The organism is Variovorax sp. Varisp53 (assembly GCF_059491555.1).
Genome location: NZ_CP168512.1, coordinates 91,398 through 109,282, shown reverse-complemented (window position 1 = coordinate 109,282; position 17,885 = coordinate 91,398). Strand labels below are relative to the sequence as shown.

Annotated in this window: 12 protein-coding genes; 1 reads left to right on the top strand and 11 read right to left on the bottom strand. The window is 68.7% G+C overall.

Annotated features, from left to right (window positions below):
• Positions 1-5: 5 nt before the first annotated feature.
• The 7 genes from glcE to ACEOAB_RS00415 form a co-directional block, all read right to left on the bottom strand.
• Complete coding sequence (gene glcE / locus ACEOAB_RS00445; RefSeq protein ID WP_495653357.1) at positions 6-1,115, bottom strand: glycolate oxidase subunit GlcE; 1,110 nt, start codon at positions 1,113-1,115, stop codon at positions 6-8.
• Between the two features lie 309 nt (positions 1,116-1,424).
• Positions 1,425-2,927: an FAD-linked oxidase C-terminal domain-containing protein gene (locus tag ACEOAB_RS00440; protein WP_413749956.1), complete on the bottom strand. Its 1,503-nt coding sequence runs from the start codon at positions 2,925-2,927 to the stop codon at positions 1,425-1,427.
• Between the two features lie 141 nt (positions 2,928-3,068).
• Positions 3,069-3,953 (bottom strand): LysR substrate-binding domain-containing protein, encoded by an 885-nt coding sequence (locus ACEOAB_RS00435; RefSeq protein ID WP_413749955.1) that lies wholly within the window; start codon positions 3,951-3,953, stop codon positions 3,069-3,071.
• 302 nt (positions 3,954-4,255) lie between these two features.
• Positions 4,256-5,188: an SMP-30/gluconolactonase/LRE family protein gene (locus ACEOAB_RS00430; RefSeq protein ID WP_056588211.1), complete on the bottom strand. Its 933-nt coding sequence runs from the start codon at positions 5,186-5,188 to the stop codon at positions 4,256-4,258.
• A gap of 184 nt (positions 5,189-5,372) precedes the next feature.
• Positions 5,373-6,797, bottom strand: a complete 1,425-nt coding sequence (locus tag ACEOAB_RS00425) for an ammonium transporter (RefSeq protein ID WP_495653356.1) — start codon at positions 6,795-6,797, stop codon at positions 5,373-5,375.
• 29 nt (positions 6,798-6,826) lie between these two features.
• Positions 6,827-7,165 (bottom strand): P-II family nitrogen regulator, encoded by a 339-nt coding sequence (gene glnK, locus ACEOAB_RS00420; RefSeq protein WP_007833403.1) that lies wholly within the window; start codon positions 7,163-7,165, stop codon positions 6,827-6,829.
• A 64-nt stretch (positions 7,166-7,229) separates the two neighbouring features.
• Positions 7,230-8,102 carry a TorF family putative porin gene (locus tag ACEOAB_RS00415; protein WP_413751331.1) on the bottom strand — a complete coding sequence of 291 codons (873 nt, stop codon included), beginning with the start codon at positions 8,100-8,102 and terminating at the stop codon, positions 7,230-7,232.
• 215 nt (positions 8,103-8,317) lie between these two features.
• Here ACEOAB_RS00415 and ACEOAB_RS00410 point away from each other — a divergent pair, with 215 nt between their 5' ends.
• Complete coding sequence (locus ACEOAB_RS00410; RefSeq protein WP_495653355.1) at positions 8,318-9,862, top strand: YifB family Mg chelatase-like AAA ATPase; 1,545 nt, start codon at positions 8,318-8,320, stop codon at positions 9,860-9,862.
• 31 nt (positions 9,863-9,893) lie between these two features.
• Here the strand turns inward: ACEOAB_RS00410 and ACEOAB_RS00405 are convergent, their stop codons facing one another.
• From ACEOAB_RS00405 to ACEOAB_RS00390, 4 genes are all read right to left on the bottom strand, one after another.
• A complete protein-coding gene (locus ACEOAB_RS00405; protein ID WP_056588219.1) occupies positions 9,894-11,882 on the bottom strand; it encodes a serine/threonine protein kinase in 1,989 nt (662 codons plus the stop codon).
• A gap of 46 nt (positions 11,883-11,928) precedes the next feature.
• Positions 11,929-12,642 carry a type VI secretion system-associated protein TagF gene (gene tagF / locus ACEOAB_RS00400; RefSeq protein WP_056588423.1) on the bottom strand — a complete coding sequence of 238 codons (714 nt, stop codon included), beginning with the start codon at positions 12,640-12,642 and terminating at the stop codon, positions 11,929-11,931.
• A 153-nt stretch (positions 12,643-12,795) separates the two neighbouring features.
• On the bottom strand, positions 12,796-16,461 hold the full coding sequence (gene tssM / locus ACEOAB_RS00395) for a type VI secretion system membrane subunit TssM (RefSeq protein WP_056588222.1): 3,666 nt from the start codon (positions 16,459-16,461) through the stop codon (positions 12,796-12,798).
• Positions 16,461-17,879 (bottom strand): DotU family type VI secretion system protein, encoded by a 1,419-nt coding sequence (locus tag ACEOAB_RS00390; RefSeq protein ID WP_056588226.1) that lies wholly within the window; start codon positions 17,877-17,879, stop codon positions 16,461-16,463. Before ACEOAB_RS00390 ends, tssM begins: the two co-directional genes overlap by 1 nt.
• Positions 17,880-17,885: the final 6 nt, after the last annotated feature.

The window sequence follows — 17,885 nt, the reverse complement described above, 5'->3', positions numbered from 1 at the left end:
TCTTGTCAGTTGGCGGCAAGCAGGCGGCCGCGATCGAAGATGCCGTACGGGTCGAACTCGCGCATCAGCGCGCGCTGGATGCGCTCGACGGGCGCGCTCAGCGCGTCGAAGCGCGGCACCCCGCCCTGCGTGCCCGAACCCGGCAGGCGGAACAACGTGGCATGGCCACCCGCCGCTCGCGCGATCTCGCGGATGCGCACGGCCTGCGAAGGCGGCGCCTTGTACCAGCGCTGGCCGCCGTGCCATTCGATCAGCGGCGCCGCGCCGTCGATCGACAACACGGGCGCGGTCTGCGGCACGGACACGCGCCAGAGCGCATCGGGGCCCTCTTCTGTGGCGAACCACGACAGCTGCTGGTCGCGCAGCGATTGCCAGTCGGCCGCGGCGCGCGCGTTGTCCTTGCGCTCGCCGCCGAGGTGCTCGCATGCGGCTTCCACAGCGGCGACCGCGCCGCGCAGCCGCAGGTAGAGCGCGCCCGCGCCGGCGTATTCGAACCAGCAGCTCGCGTTCAGCGGCAGCGGCCGGCCGCCCCATTCGTTGAGCAGCCGCAGCGCATCGGCCTGCCCGCATGCGAATTCGAGCGTGGCCTCGGCGGGCGGCACCGGCAGCACCTTGAGGCTGACCTCGGCGATCACGCCCAGCGTGCCGAGCGAACCGGCCAGCACGCGCGAAACGTCGTAGCCCGCGACGTTCTTCATCACCTGCCCGCCGAAGGTCAGCAGCTCGCCGCGGCCGTTGACCAGCGTGGTGCCGAGCACGTAGTCGCGCACCGCGCCGACGCTCGCGCGCGCCGGGCCGCTGAGGCCTGCCGCGACCATGCCGCCGACGGTGCCGTTGCTGCCGAAGCGTGGTGGCTCGAACGGCAGGCACTGGCCTTTTTCCGCAAGCGCCGCTTCCAGTTCGGCGAGCGGCGTGCCGGCGCGCACGGTGACGACCAGCTCGCTTGGTTCGTAGCTCGTGATGCCGGTGAGGTCGGCTGTGCTCAAGACCTCGCCATGCGGCGCCTCGCCGTAGAAATCCTTGGTGCCGCCGCCGCGGATGCACAGCGGCGTATTGGCTGCAGCTGCGGCACGGATGCGCTCGACGATCTGGTGGAGTGCTGTGTCGGTGTTCATCGATGACTCCATCGCGGGTGTCGTTGTTCAGGGTGCGTGCACAGGCCACCGGGTACTCCCCTCCGCGAATGTCCCCCGCCTTCGGCTCCTCCTTTATTTCGCTGCGGGGAGCACCCTGCGCCCTGTGCACAACGAGCGCTGCTCTTGTGCTGGCCGATCAACAAGTGCTCTGATCGATCACGCCGGCGGGGTGCCTTGCGCAGCGAAATAAAGGAGGAGGCCGAAGGCCGGGGGACATTCGCGGAGCAAGGTACCCCGTCGGCGTGAGCGCGCCCCGAATGAACCCACGGGTTAAAACAGATCGCCATGTCAGAACCTCGGCAGATCCGGATGCTGCAACCTCCCCCCGCGCACCACCTGCTTGCCGTACTCGGCGCAGCGCTGCAGCGTGGGAATCACCTTGCCGGGATTCAACATGCCCTCGGGATCGAAAGCTCGCTTCACGCCGAACATCTGCTCGTTCTCGCTTGCAGTGAACTGCACGCACATGCTGTTGAGCTTCTCCACGCCCACACCGTGTTCGCCCGACACCGTGCCGCCCATCGCGACGCTGGTCTCAAGGATGTCGGCGCCGAACAGCTCGCAGCGGTGCAGCTCGTCGGGGTCGTTGGCATCGAACAGCACCAGCGGGTGCAGGTTGCCATCGCCCGCGTGGAACACGTTGCAGCAGCGCAGGTTGTACTTCTTCTCCATCTGCTGGATGGCCAGCAGGATGTCCGCGAGACGCTTGCGCGGAATGGTCGAGTCCAGGCACATGTAGTCGGGGCTGATGCGGCCCGAGGCGGGGAACGCGTTCTTGCGCCCGCTCCAGAACTTCATGCGCTCTTCCTCGCTGTTGCTGCACGCGATGGCGGTGGCGCCGCAGCCGCGCAGCACGGCGGTCATGCGGCCGATTTCTTCCTCGACCTCTTCGGGCGTGCCGTCGGATTCGCACAGCAGGATGGCCGCCGCGTCGAGGTCGTAGCCCGCGCGCACGAAGTCTTCGACGGCGGCGGTCATGGGCTTGTCCATCATCTCCAGGCCCGCCGGGATGATGCCGGCCGCGATCACCGCGGCCACCGCGTCGCCGGCCTTTCGCACGTCGTCGAAGCTGGCCATGATGCAGCGCGCGAGCTGCGGTTTCGGTACGAGCTTGACGGTGACGTCGGTGGTCACGGCCAGCATGCCTTCGCTGCCGATGACGAGCGCGAGCAGGTCGAGCCCCGGCGCGTCAAGCGCCTCGCCGCCGAACTCGATGGGCTCGCCCTCGGCCGTGAAGCCGCGCACGCGCAGCACGTTGTGCAGTGTCAAGCCGTACTTCAGGCAGTGCACGCCGCCCGAGTTCTCGGCCACGTTGCCGCCGATGGTGCAGGCGATCTGGCTCGACGGATCGGGAGCGTAGTAGAGGTTGAAAGGCGCGGCCGCCTCGCTGATGGCGAGGTTGCGCACGCCGCACTGCACGACGGCCGTGCGGCTGACCGGGTCGATCTTCAGGATGCGGTTGAACTTGGCGAGCGACATGGTCACGCCCATGGTGTGCGGCATGGCGCCGCCCGAGAGCCCGGTGCCCGCGCCGCGCGCCACCACGGGCACGCCGATTTGGTGGCAGGTCTTGAGCACTGCGGCCACCTGCGCCTCGGTCTCGGGCAGGGCCACCACCAGCGGGCGGGCGCGGTAGGCGGTGAGGCCGTCGCATTCGTAGGGCGTGGTGTCTTCGGCATGCCAGATCAGCGCGTGGGCGGGCAGATGGGCCTGCAGCGCGCGCACCACTTCTGACTGGCGCTGTGTTTTCTGCAGCGAATCGTGCTGCGTGGGGGTGAGCGGCGCATTCATGCGGCGACCTCTTTCTGCTTTCTTCTGCTCGCGGGATGTCTCGGGGTTTACTTCACGCACTCTACGGAATTGCGGCAGCCCTGGATTGATGGATTTTTGCCGGCCGCTTGAGAGAACTTTGCGAACGTGGTGATTGGTTCTTCAGCGCAGGCTCTGTTCCAGCCAATCGGCGAAGGCTGCGCACTCCCAGCGCTCCAGCGTGCCCGGCTGCCAGCAGATGTAGTGCCGGTGCGGCGACGGCACGGCCTGCTCGGACAGCGCCACCAGCCGGCCCGATTCGAACCACGCCGCGCCCAGCTTCTGCCGCACCAGCGCAATGCCGAAGCCGCTGGCGGCGGCGTCGTACACGAGCCCCAGGTCGTTGAACTGCGCGCCGATGTTCGGCTCGGGCTGGTCGAGCCCGCAGCTCGCGAACCAGGTGCCCCAGGGTTCGAGCGGGCTGCGGATCAGCCGCGCGCTGGCGATCTCCGCCGCGGTGCGAAAACCCGTGAACGGCCCGAACTCGTTGAGGTAGCTGGGGCTGCAGGCGGGCATCACCTGCTCCTCGAGCAACAGCCGGTGCTCGCAGTCGGCATACCCGCCGGGGCCGTAGCGCACTTCGAGATCGGCCTGCTCGGCCGTCACGTCGAGCAGCGGGATCGACACCTGCAGCACCAGCTCGATGTCGGGGTAGATGTTGCGGAACAGCTCTAGCCGGGGCATGAGGAACTGCCGGCTGAAGGTGGGCGTGACGGCAATGCGCAGGCGGGTGGCGCGCTGCGCGGCATTGGCGCCGAGCGGCATGGCCTGCAGCGCGGCGAGCCCCGTGCGCACGTTGGCGAGGTAGGCCGCGCCGTCGGCCGTGAGGCTGAAGTCGCTGCGGCCGAAGAGCTTGAAGCCGACGTGCGATTCGAGCTGGCGGATGCGGTGGCTCACCGCGCTGGTCGTGACGCACAGCTCGTCGGCCGCGCGGCCCGCGTGCCGCAGCCTTGCGACGGCCTCGAAGGTCAGCAGGCATTGGATCGGGGGGATGTGCTGCGCAACCATGGCGTCTTAGCTTCTTTGCGGGACGATCGCGTTCAGGGCGCGTGCACAGGACACCGGGTACTCCCCTCCGCGAATGTCCCCCGGCCTTCGGCCTCCTCCTTTATTTCGCTGCGGGGAGCACCCGGTGCCCTGTGCACGAGGGGCGCTGCTGTTGTGCTCGCCGATCAACGACTGCTCTGATCGATCACGCCGATGGGGTGCCTTGCGCAGCGAAATAAAGGAGGAGCCGAAGGCGGGGGACATTCGCGGAGCAAGGTACCCCGTCGGCGTGATCACACCCCGAACAACGCGCTTCACGCCAATCAGTCCTCGAAGAAGTTCACAGGCAACCCTCGCGTCTCGACCCGCATCGAGATCACCGTGCCCGAGGCAGGCCGCTGCTCGATCTCGGCAGCAGGCCGGCCCTTGCGGCCGCTGGTGATGAACAGGGTCTTCAGGTCCTCGCCGCCGAAGCAGGGCATGGTCGGGCACTGCACGGGTACCGGCACGGCCGCCACTTGCTGGCCCGAGGGCGAGAAGCGCAGCAGCTGCGCGCCTTCGAACATCGCCACCCAGTAGTGGCCTTCGGCGTCGATGGTGGCGCCGTCGGGGCGGCCCCCGTAGCGCAGCAGCGAGTCTGGCGACCAGCCCTCGGGCTTGGCGTCGAACTGCTGGAACACGCGGGCGTGCGAGAGCGAATTGCCCTCGGCGTCCCAGTCCCACGCGCGCACCAGGTGTGCGGGGGTGTCGGCCCAATAGAGCGTGCGGGCGTCAGGCGAAAACGCGAGGCCGTTGGCGGTGGTGGCCTGGTTGGCCATCTGCGTGATGGTCGGCGAGATGCCGGTGTTGCTGCGTGCGTCGAGGCAATAGAGCGCGGCATTGGCGCGGTCCTTGGCCTCGTTGATCGAGCCGGCCCAGAAGCGGCCCAGCGCATCGCACTTGCCGTCGTTGAAGCGCATGGTGCTCACGTCGTGCTCCACGCGCGCCATCGCGACCAGTTCGCCGCCCCATTGGCGCGCACGGTAGATGCCGTCGCGCAATGCAATCACGAGGCCGCCGCTGCGCGCCGGCGCCATGCAGCCGGGCTCGGTGGACAGCGCCCATCGCTCTACCTTCGCCTCCGGCGAGCCGATGTCACCGCGCGTGCGCAGCACGGCGCGCCCGGGAATGTCGAGCCAGTAGAGCGAGCGTTCTTCGGGGTGCCAGAACGGCGATTCGCCGAGTTCGCAGAGGCTGTCTTCGAGGGAGGTCCACATGGTGTGGCGATTGTGCCCCCGGCCATTGCGGCAGCAAGCAAAAAAAAGCCCGCTGGCGCCGGAGCGCTCGCGGGCTGAACATCCAAAGGAGACTCGCTTGAAAAAGCGTTACGAAGAATTGTTCTTGTAAATGTTGGGGGGATTCAGTTGCGAAGCTGCCCGGAAGCAGCCCCGCAAAAGCAGATCAGCGGTTGTATGCGGTCTCGCCGTGGGAAGAGATGTCGAGGCCTTCGCGCTCTTCTTCTTCCGACACACGCAGGCCGAGGGTCAGGTCGGCGATCTTGTAGGCGATGAAGGCCACCACGCCGGACCACACGACCGTGAGCGCCACGCTCTTGATCTGGATCCAGACCTGTGCGCCCATCGCGAAGGTGTCGGGCGTTGCGCCACCGGTACCGCCGAGGCCCTTGGCCGCGAACACGCCGGTCAGGATGGCACCCAGGATGCCGCCTACGCCGTGCACGCCGAACACGTCGAACGCGTCGTCCGCACCGAGCATGCGCTTCAGGCCGCCCACGCCCCACAGGCAGACCAGGCCGGCCAGCAGGCCGAGCACGATCGAACCCATCGGGCCGACGAAGCCGGCTGCCGGCGTGACGGCCACGAGGCCAGCGACGGCGCCCGATGCAGCACCCAGCATCGAGGCCTTGCCCTTGTGCAGGCTTTCACCCAGGATCCACGACAGGGCCGCGGCAGCGGTGGCGAGCACCGTGTTGATGAAGGCCAGGCCGGCGACGGCGTTGGCAGCACCAGCCGAGCCGGCGTTGAAGCCGAACCAGCCGACCCACAGCAGCGAAGCGCCGACCATGGTGAGCGTGAGCGAGTGAGGCGTGAACGCTTCCTTGCCGTAGCCGACGCGCTTGCCGACCATGTAGGCACCGACCAGGCCGGCCACACCGGCGTTGATGTGCACCACGGTGCCGCCGGCGAAGTCCAGCGCGCCGTCCTTGCCCAGCAGGCCGCCGCCCCACACGATGTGGGCGATCGGCACGTAGCTGAAGGTGAACCACAGCACCGAGAACAGCAGCACGGCCGAGAACTTGGCGCGCTCTGCGAAGGCGCCGACGATCAGCGCCACGGTGATGGCCGCGAACGTGCCCTGGAAGGCGACGAACACGTATTCGGGAATCGTGGTCAGCGCGCCGAAGGTCTCCTGCGTGATGCCCTTCATGAAGATCTTGTCGAAGGTGCCGAAGAAGTTTCCGTCACCCGAGAAGGCCAGGCTGTAGCCGTAGATGGCCCACAGGATGCTGATCAGCGAGAAGATCACGAAGACCTGCATCAGCACCGACAGCATGTTCTTCGAGCGGCCCAGGCCGCCGTAGAACAGCGCAAGGCCGGGGATGGTCATCAGGATCACGAGAAGCGTCGAAGTCAGCATCCAGGCGGTGTCGCCGGAGTCGATCTTCGGAGCCGGTGCGGCTGCGGGCGCCGCGGGGGCGGCGGCGGCCGCAGCTGCGGCGGGCGCTGCCGCGGGGGCAGCCGCCGCGGGTGCGGATGCCGAAGCAGCGGGCGCCTCGGCCGTGGCCGCGGGCGTTTGTGCAAGGGCGGTGGTGCCGGCAGCCAGCACACTCAAACCGAACGCAAGAGAGACAAGCAGTTTTTTCATAATCGTTGTTCTTTCGGGCCTGGACTCGATCAGAGGGCTTCGCGGCCCGTTTCGCCGGTGCGGATGCGAACGACTTGTTCGAGGTTGTAGACAAAGATCTTGCCGTCGCCGATCTTGCCGGTGCGTGCCGCGCCTTCGACGGCCTCGATCACGCGATCGACGAGGTCGTCCGAGACGGCCGCCTCGATCTTGACCTTGGGCAGGAAATCGACCACGTACTCCGCGCCGCGGTAGAGCTCCGTGTGGCCCTTCTGGCGGCCGAAGCCCTTCACCTCGGTGACGGTGATCCCCTGCACGCCGATGGCCGACAGTGCTTCGCGCACCTCGTCGAGCTTGAACGGTTTGATGATGGCTGTGACCAGCTTCATGAGTTTTCTCCTTCGGATGGAAATGAAATGGTGCGGCAGCTTGGGCCGCACCTCGTTGTTTTATTTACAGCGTCTTCGTCAGCGTCAGGATGAAGCGCGCCTTGTTCGGCGAGTAGGTCGTCTGGCCGAAGGGGCCGAAGCCCAGGTCGATGCCCGGGTTCGCGACGGCGAGATACGAGCTCTTCTTGTTGGCGCCTTGCACCGAGCCGGTCAGCGACAGGCCGTTGCCGAAGTCGTAGCTCGCGCCCACGTTGTAGTCGACGTAGCTCTTGTAGCCCAGGCTGCGGATGTCGCTCGACATGTTCGTGTAGCCGACGGCCGCCTTCAGCGTGACCTTGGGCACGATCTCCTTGCTGTACGACAGGTTCAGGTAGCCGGTATTGGTGCCCTTCAGGCCCGAGCCGGCCTTGTTGCCTGCGTAGCCGAAGTAGTCCTTCGACACGGTATGCGAGTACTTGGCAGTGAAGGAGCCGAGGCTTTCATTGGCGTAGGTGGCGCCCACGTACAGCTCGGTGGTGTTGCCCGAGGAGTTGCCCGGGTAGATGTAGGAGAGCGCACCGACGTCCATGTCCAGCGGGCCGGCCTTGAACTTGTAGCCGCCGTACACGTCCATTTCGATGCTGTTGCCCTTGAGCCAGTTGACGCTGGAGTTCCAGTTGCCGACGTAGAAGCCGCTGTCGCCGAAGGCGTAGTCCAGGCCGCCCTGGATGGCGGGCTTGAAGCCCTTGGTCTTGGCGTAGTCGTTCTTGCCGATCATGTCCTGGTCCTGGCCACGGAACTTGTAGTTCGTGGTGATGGACACATTGCCCGTGAGATTCTGGGCGGGCGCTGCCGCAGGTGCTGCGGCATCCGTCGTTGCCTGCGCAAGGGCTGCGCCCGACGCGGTCAATGCAGTGGCCAGAACGATCAGCGCCTGGACGGCGGTACGGTGCGTCATCGGGAAACTCCTCGCAAGTGTGTTGTGAACCTGGAGGCTCAAAGCAGGGAGCGTGCCAAAGTGCACGAATACCGGTCCTCGCGCCCACCTGACGCTGTCTCGGTTGAGAGCCAAATCGTTACAACGTCTGTTGCGGGGTGGTTGCAGTTATCCGGTGCGCTGCACCACCGCGGGTCCGGGAAAAATCACGCACCATACTGGGGAGAGGGAGAAGAATGGGACTGTCTTTGGTGCAAAGCCGCGCTTTGCTGGGGCTGGAAGCGGCCAGTGTCACTGTCGAGGTGCATCTGGCGAACGGCTTGCCGAGCTTCACGCTGGTCGGACTGGCGGAAACCGAGGTCAAGGAGGCCCGCGAGCGGGTGCGCTCGGCCATCCAGAATGCGGGGCTGGAGTACCCCAACAACAAGAAGATCGTCGTCAACCTCGCGCCGGCCGACCTGCCGAAGGATTCGGGGCGCTTCGATCTGCCGATCGCGCTGGGCATCCTCGCGGCCAGCGGGCAGATCGACAACGCCCGGCTGGCCGGGCACGAGTTCGCGGGCGAGCTGTCCCTGTCGGGCGAGCTGCGGCCCGTGCGCGGCGCCCTGGCGATGGCACTGGCCCTGCACACGCGCGGTGTGGCCACGCGGCTGGTGCTGCCCCTGGACAGTGCGCAGGAGGCCGCACTGGTGCCCGACGGCGAGGTCTACGGCGCCCGGCACCTGCTGGACGTGGTGCGCCAGTTCGTCGCCGACAGCGAGGCCGCCTCCCAGTGGCCGGACCCACCGGCAGACGGCTGGGCGCGCGTGCGTGCAGCGCCCGGCGCAGGCGTGCCGCACTATGCCGACCTGGCCGACGTCAAGGGACACGCGAGCGCCAAGCGCGCGCTGGAGATCGCGGCGGCCGGCGGCCACAGCCTGCTGATGATGGGCGAACCCGGCTCGGGCAAGTCCATGCTCGCCCAGCGCTTCGCCGGGCTGCTGCCCGCGATGAGCATCGACGAGGCCTTGGAGAGCGCCGCCGTGGCCAGCCTGGGCGGGCGCTTCGCGACGCAGCGCTGGATGACACGGCCTACGTCTTCGCCGCATCACACATCCAGTGCGGTGGCGCTGGTGGGTGGCGGCTCTCCGCCGAGGCCCGGCGAGATTTCAAGAGCGCACCACGGTGTACTGTTCCTCGATGAATTTCCCGAATTCGCGCGCTCCGCACTGGAGGCGCTGCGCGAACCGCTGGAGACCGGCACGATCACCATCTCACGGGCCGCGCGCAGCGCCGAATTCCCGGCGCGCTTTCAATTGATCGCCGCGATGAACCCCTGCCCTTGCGGCTACCTGGGCTCCGCATCGAAGGCCTGCCGCTGCACGCCCGACCAGGTCTCGCGCTACCAGGGCAAGCTCAGCGGCCCGCTGCTGGACCGCATCGACCTGCACATCGAGGTGCCGGCGGTGTCGGCGCAGCTGCTGCTCGACGCGCCGGCGGGGGAGTCGACGGAAAGCATCCGCGGCCGGGTGATCGGGGCGCGCGAGCGCGCGATGCAGCGGCAGGGGTACGCGAACCAGTCGCTGCAGAGCGCGGCGATCGACCGGCACGCCGGGCTCGACGACGCGGCCCGCCGGTTCATGTTCAACGCGGCCTCCAAGCTCGGATGGTCGGCGCGCAGCACGCACCGCGCGCTGAAAGTGGCGCGGACGATTGCGGACTTGGGCTCGTCGGAAGCCGTGCAGGTCGAGCATCTGGCGGAGGCGGTGCAGTACCGCAGGGCGCTGCACAGCCGCACGTGAATGCGACCCAGCCGCCAGCGCCGGCGTACTGCTACTTGAACTCGTGCGCCACCATGGGCGCCGACTTGCTGTCCTGCACCGTCACCCGCTGCCGGTAGACCTCGAGGTCGCCGTTGCGCACTTCGATGTTGTAGATGCCCGGGCGCAGCGACAGTGATTTGAGCGGCGGGCTCACGCCGCGGTCCGCGCCGTCGACGAACACCTGGCCCCACGGGCGGACGTTGAACAGCACGCGTCCCAGGCCCGGCGCCGCCGCTGGAGCTGGTGCAGGGGTGGCGGCAGCGCCCGGGGTGCCGGGTGTCGCACCCGCCACGGTCGTCGTGGTGCCCGGCGGCTGCGTGCCCGGCACGAGGGGCACGGACGGCGGCGAGAGCCGGTTGATCTCGGCGAGGGCGTTGCGCGCCTCGCGCGCATGCACGCCGCGGCGGTAGCGGCGCAGGTAGGCCTCGTAGCCTTCGCGCGTGTTCTCGGTCTGCGCGAGATTCCAGTCTTCGGCCTCGGCGGTGGCCAGCGCGGATTCGGGCGGCGCGGCCGGCGGGACGACCGGCACGGTCTCCAGCGGTGCCAGCGGACCCGCGGCGGCAGCAGGCGCGCTGGCCGGCGTGGCGGGCGGCGGTGCGGCGGGTGCGCCGGCCACGGTTGGTGGCACGCCGTCGGTGGCGGGCGGCGGCATCGCCACCGGCGGTGCGGTGTTGCTCGACATCGGCGCGGCCGGCGGCGGCGGCGCCGGCACCATCGCGGTCTTGGCGTCCTGCGGCTGCATGCCCGAGGTCAGGCGCAGGCCGATCCAGCTGCCCACGGCCACGAGCGCGATCACGAGCCCGCCCACCAGGCCCCACCGCGGGAATGCGGGTTTCTTCTTCTGCGCGGGCGCCGCGGCCTTGCGGCCAGGCGCCTTGCTGCGACTGTCCTGTGGCGCAGGCGCCTTCGGCAGCTCGGGCGCTGCCATCGCCACCGGCACCGGTTCCAGCGGTGCCGGCGCCGACACCGGCGAGAACTGCTGCGGCTCCAGCGGCGGAGGCGGCGGGGTTGCCGGCACGGGCGTCGCGGGAATGATCACCGTCGGCGCGCCCATGCCACTCACGTAGATGTCGCCGAGCTTCACCAGCCCCAGTTCGGCCGCGAAGGCGGCGACGGTCTGCGTGCGGTCCTTGCTGTGCACGGCCAGCGTGTGATCGACCGCAGCGCAGAAGGCCGGGCTCAGGTCGGCGCGGTCCATCGAGGACAGCGGCACGTAGGCGTCCTGCACGCTGCGCACCACGGCCGAAGGCGGCGGATGGCCGGTGACCGCGCGGTACAGCACCGCGCCCAGGGCATACAGGTCGGTCCACGCGCCCTGCAGCAGGGTGTTGTCGTCGGCGTACTGCTCGATGGGCGAGTAGCCCGACTTCACCATCACCGCCACCTCGTCGACGAGGTCGGCGATCGATTTGCGCGCCGCGCCGAAGTCGAGCAGCACCGGCAGGTCGTCCTGCTGGATGAAGATGTTGTCGGGTGCGATGTCGCGATGGAAGCACTGGCTGCGGTGCAGCGTCTCGAGCGCCCCCAGCAGCGGCCCGAGCATGCCGACCAGCCAGGGCTCGGTGATCTTGCCCGGCTCGTCCTCGGCCAGGCGGCGCAGCGTGCGGCCCTTGTAGAGCTGGATCGCCATGTAGGCGGTGGAGTTGGCCTCCCAGAAGCGATGCACGCGCACCAGCGCCGGGTGGCTGAACTGCGCGAGCGTGCGCGCCTCGTTGATGAAGCTGCGCAGGCCCGCCTGGAAGGTGGCCGTGACCCGCTCGGAACGCACGTGCACGCTGTTGTCGCCCACGCGGCGCGCGAGCATGGAAGGCATGTATTCCTTGATCGCCACTTCGCGCTGCAGCGAGTGGTCGTAGGCCCGGTAGACGATGCCGAAGCCGCCTTCGCCGATCACCTCCAGCAGCTCGAATTCGTCAAGCCGGTGGTTCACACCCAGCGGATGCGGCCGTTCCTCCTGCGTGTCGGCCGGCGGGCTTGCGGTGCCGTGCGTCGTGGTCATGCTTCTTCTCCTGCGGGGCGGTGGCTCTCATGGCTCATCTGGTGCTTCATGCCCATGGCACGTGTCCCTGCGAAAACAACTTGGAAAACAACGGTGTGTTGAGGCCGCCGCCATGGGCGGCGGTGCGCAGCGGCGATCCATCGGCCTGGTTGGTCCACCAGTAGCTGGTGCTGCCGAAGGGGTCGAAACACAGTGGAAGCTCGGGCCAGCCCAGGCGCTGCCGCGCGCCCGCGCCGCCTGCCGTCGGCCCGAGGATCGAGAGGATGTCGTCCGAGCCGCCGCTGGCGGTCTGGAAGCCGGCACGGCCCGCGGCCAGCACCTGGCTGTCGAACTGGTCGGGCGCCACACCGTGGCGGATGGCCTGCAGCAGCGCGCTGCCGCACTGCCAGTACCACTCGGCCGAGCCTTCGAGCACCGACGGGCGATAGTTGCGCGCGGCCACCTGCAGCGTGATGCAGACGGGGTAGTAGCGGCCCACGCGGTCGCAGCTCGGCGCGATGCAGCCGAACTGCACGGCGTCGACGCCCTGCGTGGCGGGAATGGCGAAGTTCCACACCGGTGCCACCGCGTAGTGTTGCGTCATCGCATCGGGCCAGCGCTTGAAGCTGCCCAGGCCGTTCTGCATCCAGCGGTCCCACCAGGCCTGCAGCTCGCGCGGCATGCGGCGATAGAGAAAGTCGCCGGCGGCCGGCAGCTTGCCGTACCAGCCGATCTGTTCGTCGACTGGCACCCAGGCGTGCGGAGGGACGCCGCTGTTCATGCCGGCCACCTGCCTTGCTCCTTCCCCCTCTGGGGGAAGGCTGGGATGGGGGCAGGCAGGGCGCCCCACGGAAACGCCGCGTGCCCCCACCCCTGCCCTCCCCCAGAGGGGGAGGGAGAAAGAGCAGACGCCGCGCACAAGGTGTTGTTCATCCTAGGATTTCCCCGGGCACGAGAAGCTGTTCATCTGCGACAACCGCAGCGGGTTGTAGACGCTGTTCGCCGTCACCGCGAGCACCACCTTCTTGCCCTGCAGGTCGAAGCTCGCATTGAACGATTCGGGCGAGCTGCCCGCGGAGATCGAGGCCTTGTCGAACAGCCGATGCAGCGCCCACGGCCCTTCGGTCACGATGCCGCCGGCCGGCGTGCCGTTGGCGGTGGTCACCTGCAGGCGCACCTGGTTGCTGTTGCGCGGGCCCGGCCACTTGATGGTGCTGGGCGCCTGCGGGCCGTGCGCGTAGCGCACCGTCTGGCCGTCGACGTCGAGCGTGAACTGCGTGAGCGCCGCGTCCATGTCCTCGGGCCGGATGTCGATGGTGAACGAGGGTGTGCGACCGCCCGCCATGCCCGAGAAGAACACGTCGCGGATGGCCTGCGCCTTCTGGAACGAATCGAGGTACGCCGAGCGCCCCGCCGCGCTGCCGTCCACGCCGCGCTTGAAGGCCCACGGGTTGACCGAGGTGTCGACCTGCGTGACGAGGTTCTTCTGGAAGAAGTCGTCCATCATCCCGCCCGGCGCGAACAGCTGCGCGAAGTCGCCCGAGGCCACGTCGCGGTTGGAGCCGCGAGTGAACGGGTAGCGCCCCGCGATCGCCTGGCTGCAGAACGAGCCGATGCTGGCCGCAGCGCTCTGCCCGATGTTCTGCCGCGTCACCGCCGCCGCCTTCGACGACGCGGTGGCCGAGAGGTCGTTCAGCATGCCCTGGAACGGCACCGGCAGGCGCCCCGCCTCGGCCTGCACCTTGGTGACCGAATCGCTGGTCGGCGGGATGTTGCCGCTGCGCAGCGCGGTGTCGGTGGCGGTGAGAAAGTTGTAGAGCTCGTTGATGAGCGCGGCCGTCGCGTCGATGGGCGCCTGCCCGCCCTGCTTGGGCGCGGTCACCATGCGGCGCAGCGGCTCGAAGTGGTTGTCCACCAGCGACTCGGGGCGGTCCACGCGCGTGTTGCGGCGCTGGCTGCCGTCGGGCTGGCCGATGAGCTGCTCGATGCGCTCGCGCGTGCTGGCCACGCGGTTCTGCGCCTGGTCGAGCAGGCTGCGCGCGGCCTCGTCGTGGTTGCGCAGCAGGTCGGTCTCGCGCGCCGCGCCGCGGATGAGCCGCGACATCGGCGACTCCGAGGTCGAGAGCACGCGCGTCATCTGGATGCTCTGCAGCAGCGAGCGGCTGTCGGCCAGACGGATGTCGACGAGGTAGTCGTCCCACACCTTGATGTAGTCGGTGAGGTAGAGCCGGCGCACTTCGCGCAGCAGCAGCTCGCGCGAGGTGATGTCGGCGATGCCCGGCGCGCGGATCTGCAGCACCCAGCGGTCTTCCTGTTCGAGCGACAGCGTGGTCTCGGCGATGCGCTTGTCGAAGATGTCCCAGTAGCCGCGGTAGGTGAACAGCGTGGGAATGCCATCGGTCAGCGGCTTGCCGCTGGCACGGCGGATGACCAGTGCCGACTCGGCCCCGCCCGCCTCGGCGATGGTGAAGGCATTGGGCGGGCTGGTCTGCAGCAGGATGCGGCGCAGCCGCGCATAAGAGCGCTGCGCCAGCGGCACGCCGGCCAGGCGCTCGCGCGTCTGGGTGATGAGCCTGTCGTCCTTGGCGAAGGGCGAGGTCACCACGCGTCCCGAGAACAGCGCCTTCAGGTGCGATTCGAGGTTTGCGCGCTGCTCGCGCGTGAGCGAGGCGCCGATCTTGCGGTCCACGTCGGTGAGCAGCCAGGCCTGCAGGAAGTCGGCGTCGTAGCGCTCGGCGTCGTACAGCATGAGGTACGCCTTGAGCGCTTCATAGCTGTACTCGGCGTCGATCTTCGCGGCCTCGCGCAGCGACTGCTCGACGCGCTGCGCGGCCTGCGGCAGCAGCACGGTTTCGAGCGCGCGCTGGTAGACGCCGTCGGTCGCGGCCTGCAGCTTCTCGCCCTGGTAGAGGCCGAAGCGGTACGAGGTGGGCGGATCGCCGATGTCGAAATGGTTCGACTTCGGCAAGTCGCGCAGCTTGTCGAGAATGAGCAGCGAGCTCGCGATGTCGCCGCTCGAATCGACCACCGTCGGCAGCTCGCCGCGCGCGGCCGCCTTGTTGAAGGCCTTGGCGTTGGTGTCGACCTCGGCCACGTAGTCCTTGTTGTTGCGCCAGCTGTTCACGCAGGCACCCAGGAACAGCACCAGCAGCACGCCGATCGCGCAGTAGCCCGCGATGTCGATGGCCCGCTTGCGCCGGTACCAGCTCAGGTTGGTGCCGGCCACGCCCGCGTCGCGGAAGATCACCTGCTGCAGCAGCTCCTTCAGGAAGTAGCTCTTGCCCGGGCCCGGCGGCGGCGCCGGCGGCGCGTTGACCTGCAGGTAGCGCTTGATGGCGCCCATCACGCGGTCGAAGGCCGTGCCCTCCTGCGTGCCGCTGGTGAAGTACACGCCGCGCAGCATCGACGCGGCCTCGAACTTCGACGGGTTGAACACGTCCGCCAGGAAGGTGCCGAGGATGTCCTCGAAGCTCGCGAACTGCTGCGGCAGCAGGTAGGCCTGCGCGCGGCGCATCGGGTCGGACTCGGCCGCCAGCAGTTCGGGCAGGCGCTCGTCGAGGCGCTGGTGCAGCAGCTTGTATTCCTGGTGGAAGCGCTCGCGCAGGTCGCCGCTCACCGGGGCCGCGCCCTTGCCCTTGCCGGCCTTCGCGTTCGCCGGGTTGCCCTGGATGGGGAAGGTAAAGCCCCACACCTGCTGCCGCTCGGCGCGGCCCAGCGAGCCGAAGTACTCGTTGAAGCCGGCCAGCAGGTCGGTCTTGGTGACCAGCACGTACACCGGGAAGTCGATGCCCAGGTCGTTGCGCAACTCCAGCAGCCGCTTGCGCAGCGCCATGGCATGGCGCGCGCGCTGCGCATCGTCGGCCAGCGGCAGGTCGGCGATGCTGATGGTGAGGATCGCGCCGTTGATCGGCTGGCGCGGACGAAACTTCTTCAGCAGCTCGATGAAGCCCTTCCACTCGCCCTCGTCGGTCTCGCGATTGCTCTCGTGCGTGGTGTAGCGGCCCGCGGTGTCGATCAGCACCGCCTCGTTGGTGAACCACCAGTCGCAGTTGCGCGTGCCGCCGATGCCGCGCACGGCGGCCTTGCCGAGCTGGTCGGCCAGCGGAAAGTCGAGGTCGGAATTCACCAGCGCGGTGGTCTTGCCCGAGCCCGGCGCGCCGATGAAGATGTACCAGGGCAGCTGGTACAGGTACTGCCGGTCGAACAGCGAGAAGCGGCTCGCGGGCTTGCCGTCGGCGTCCTGGCCGAAGCGCATGTTCTTCAGGATGGCCGTGGCGTCGGTGAAGCCGCTCTGCAGCTCCTTGATCTCGGGCGCGTCCTCGGGCTTGGCCTCTTTCTCCTTCTTGGAAGGCGTGCGCAGCTGGTTGAGCAGCTGCGCATTGAGGCGGCGCTCGCGCCACTTGCGGTAGATGACGCGCACGAGCCAGATCGCGAACATCAGCACGATGACCGCGATACGCACGATCTCGTCCTCGAGCGGACGGTAACGGCCCACGGCGATGGCCGGGCCGATGATCCAGATCAGGAAGGCGAGCGCGACCAGGCCCAGGAAGACCCACAGGTCGCGGCTGATGAGAAAACGGAAGATGGCGCGCAGCATCAGCGGGTGCCTCCGGGCTGCGGAGCGGGAGTGGGCGCCACGAGCGGCGCGGAGGTTGCGGGCACACCGGCAACGCCGGAGACGGGCGCCACCAGCAGCGTGACCTCGACGCGCCGGTTGCGCGCGCGGTTGGCGGCAGAGTCGTTGGGCACGATCGGGTCGGCATCGCCGCGGCCTTCGGCGCGCAGGCGCTGGGGCCGCGCGAGGCGGGTGGCGATCATTTTCTGCACCGCGTCGGCGCGGGCCTGCGAGAGCTGCCAGTTGGAGGGAAAGCGCACGCTGCGGATCGGCTGGTCGTCGCTGAAGCCGCTGACCAGCACGTTGCCTTCCACGGCATTGAGCGCATCGGCCACGCGCGCGAGCACCGGCACGTAGCGGTCGAGCACGCGATCGGAGCCCGAGGCGAACAGGCCGTCGCCGCGCAGCACCACCACGCTGCGGTCGGCCTCGTCGCGCACGGTCAGCAGGCCGTCGCGGATCTCGGGCTCGAGAAAGCGCTGCAGCCGCGGCGTCGGCGCCGGCATGACGACGGCGCGCTCCGTCTGCGGCAGGCGCACCGCGTTGACGGCCGCGAAGGCGCCGTCGGAATGGCCCGCCAGGTTGAAGGTGAGCAGCGCGAACACGAGCACCAGCAGCACCGCCGCCACCGCGCCCACCGCCCACACAGGCAGCCAGTTGCGCGTGCGGCGCACGGGCGCACTCGCGTCCTGCCAGTGCGGCGACAGCGGCACGGCGATTTCGCCGCGCGTCTGCCGGATGATCTGCAGCAGCCGCTGCTTGAGCGTTTCGAGCTGCGTGCGGCCGTTGTCGATGACGCGAAAGCGCCCCTCGAAGCCCATCGCCAGGCAGAAGTAGATGAGCTCGATCAGGTGCAGGTGCTGCTGCGGGTTCTGCACCAGGCGCGACAGCAGCTGGAAGAACTTCTCGCCGCCCCACGTCTCGTTGTGGAACATCACGAGCAGGCTCTGCGACGACCAGATGCTGCCGCCCCATGGCGTGAGCGCGGCGGCCTCGTCGACCGCCGTGCACAGGCAGTAGCGCGCGCCGATGATCACTTCGGGCGAGATGCCCGCCTGCTGTGCGCGCGTCTCGAAGCGGCGTACCTCGTCGACGAGGTGTTCGCGCAGTTGCGAGGGCGCGGCATGGTGGCCGGTGGCGCGGATCTGCGGGATCAGGTCGAGCAGCGGATTGGCCGCGGCCACCAGCGGGTTGTTGCCCGCGAGCGCCGTGTCGCCCGCATGCGGACGCCGCGAGTCGTGCCATGCAGTGAAGGACTCGGGCTGCGCGCCGAGGCCACCGATACCGCCGGCGCGCGAGGCGGACGGCATGCCGCCTGCATCGCTGCTCGCGTTGCCGCCGCCGGGGTTCGGCGGCACGAAGCCGCCCGGGCCGACGGCCATGTCGTTGACACCGTTCATAGACTC

What these genes read in the sequence shown, in the direction of transcription:
- glcE (WP_495653357.1), bottom strand. Translation starts at nt 1,115, where the DNA reads ATGAACACCGACACAGCACTCCACCAGATCGTCGAGCGCATCCGTGCC.
- ACEOAB_RS00440 (WP_413749956.1), bottom strand. Translation starts at nt 2,927, where the DNA reads ATGAATGCGCCGCTCACCCCCACGCAGCACGATTCGCTGCAGAAAACA.
- ACEOAB_RS00435 (WP_413749955.1), bottom strand. Translation starts at nt 3,953, where the DNA reads ATGGTTGCGCAGCACATCCCCCCGATCCAATGCCTGCTGACCTTCGAG.
- ACEOAB_RS00430 (WP_056588211.1), bottom strand. Translation starts at nt 5,188, where the DNA reads ATGTGGACCTCCCTCGAAGACAGCCTCTGCGAACTCGGCGAATCGCCG.
- ACEOAB_RS00425 (WP_495653356.1), bottom strand. Translation starts at nt 6,797, where the DNA reads ATGAAAAAACTGCTTGTCTCTCTTGCGTTCGGTTTGAGTGTGCTGGCT.
- glnK (WP_007833403.1), bottom strand. Translation starts at nt 7,165, where the DNA reads ATGAAGCTGGTCACAGCCATCATCAAACCGTTCAAGCTCGACGAGGTG.
- ACEOAB_RS00415 (WP_413751331.1), bottom strand. Translation starts at nt 8,102, where the DNA reads ATGACGCACCGTACCGCCGTCCAGGCGCTGATCGTTCTGGCCACTGCA.
- ACEOAB_RS00410 (WP_495653355.1), top strand. Translation starts at nt 8,318, where the DNA reads ATGGGACTGTCTTTGGTGCAAAGCCGCGCTTTGCTGGGGCTGGAAGCG.
- ACEOAB_RS00405 (WP_056588219.1), bottom strand. Translation starts at nt 11,882, where the DNA reads ATGACCACGACGCACGGCACCGCAAGCCCGCCGGCCGACACGCAGGAG.
- tagF (WP_056588423.1), bottom strand. Translation starts at nt 12,642, where the DNA reads ATGAACAGCGGCGTCCCTCCGCACGCCTGGGTGCCAGTCGACGAACAG.
- tssM (WP_056588222.1), bottom strand. Translation starts at nt 16,461, where the DNA reads ATGCTGCGCGCCATCTTCCGTTTTCTCATCAGCCGCGACCTGTGGGTC.
- ACEOAB_RS00390 (WP_056588226.1), bottom strand. Translation starts at nt 17,879, where the DNA reads ATGAACGGTGTCAACGACATGGCCGTCGGCCCGGGCGGCTTCGTGCCG.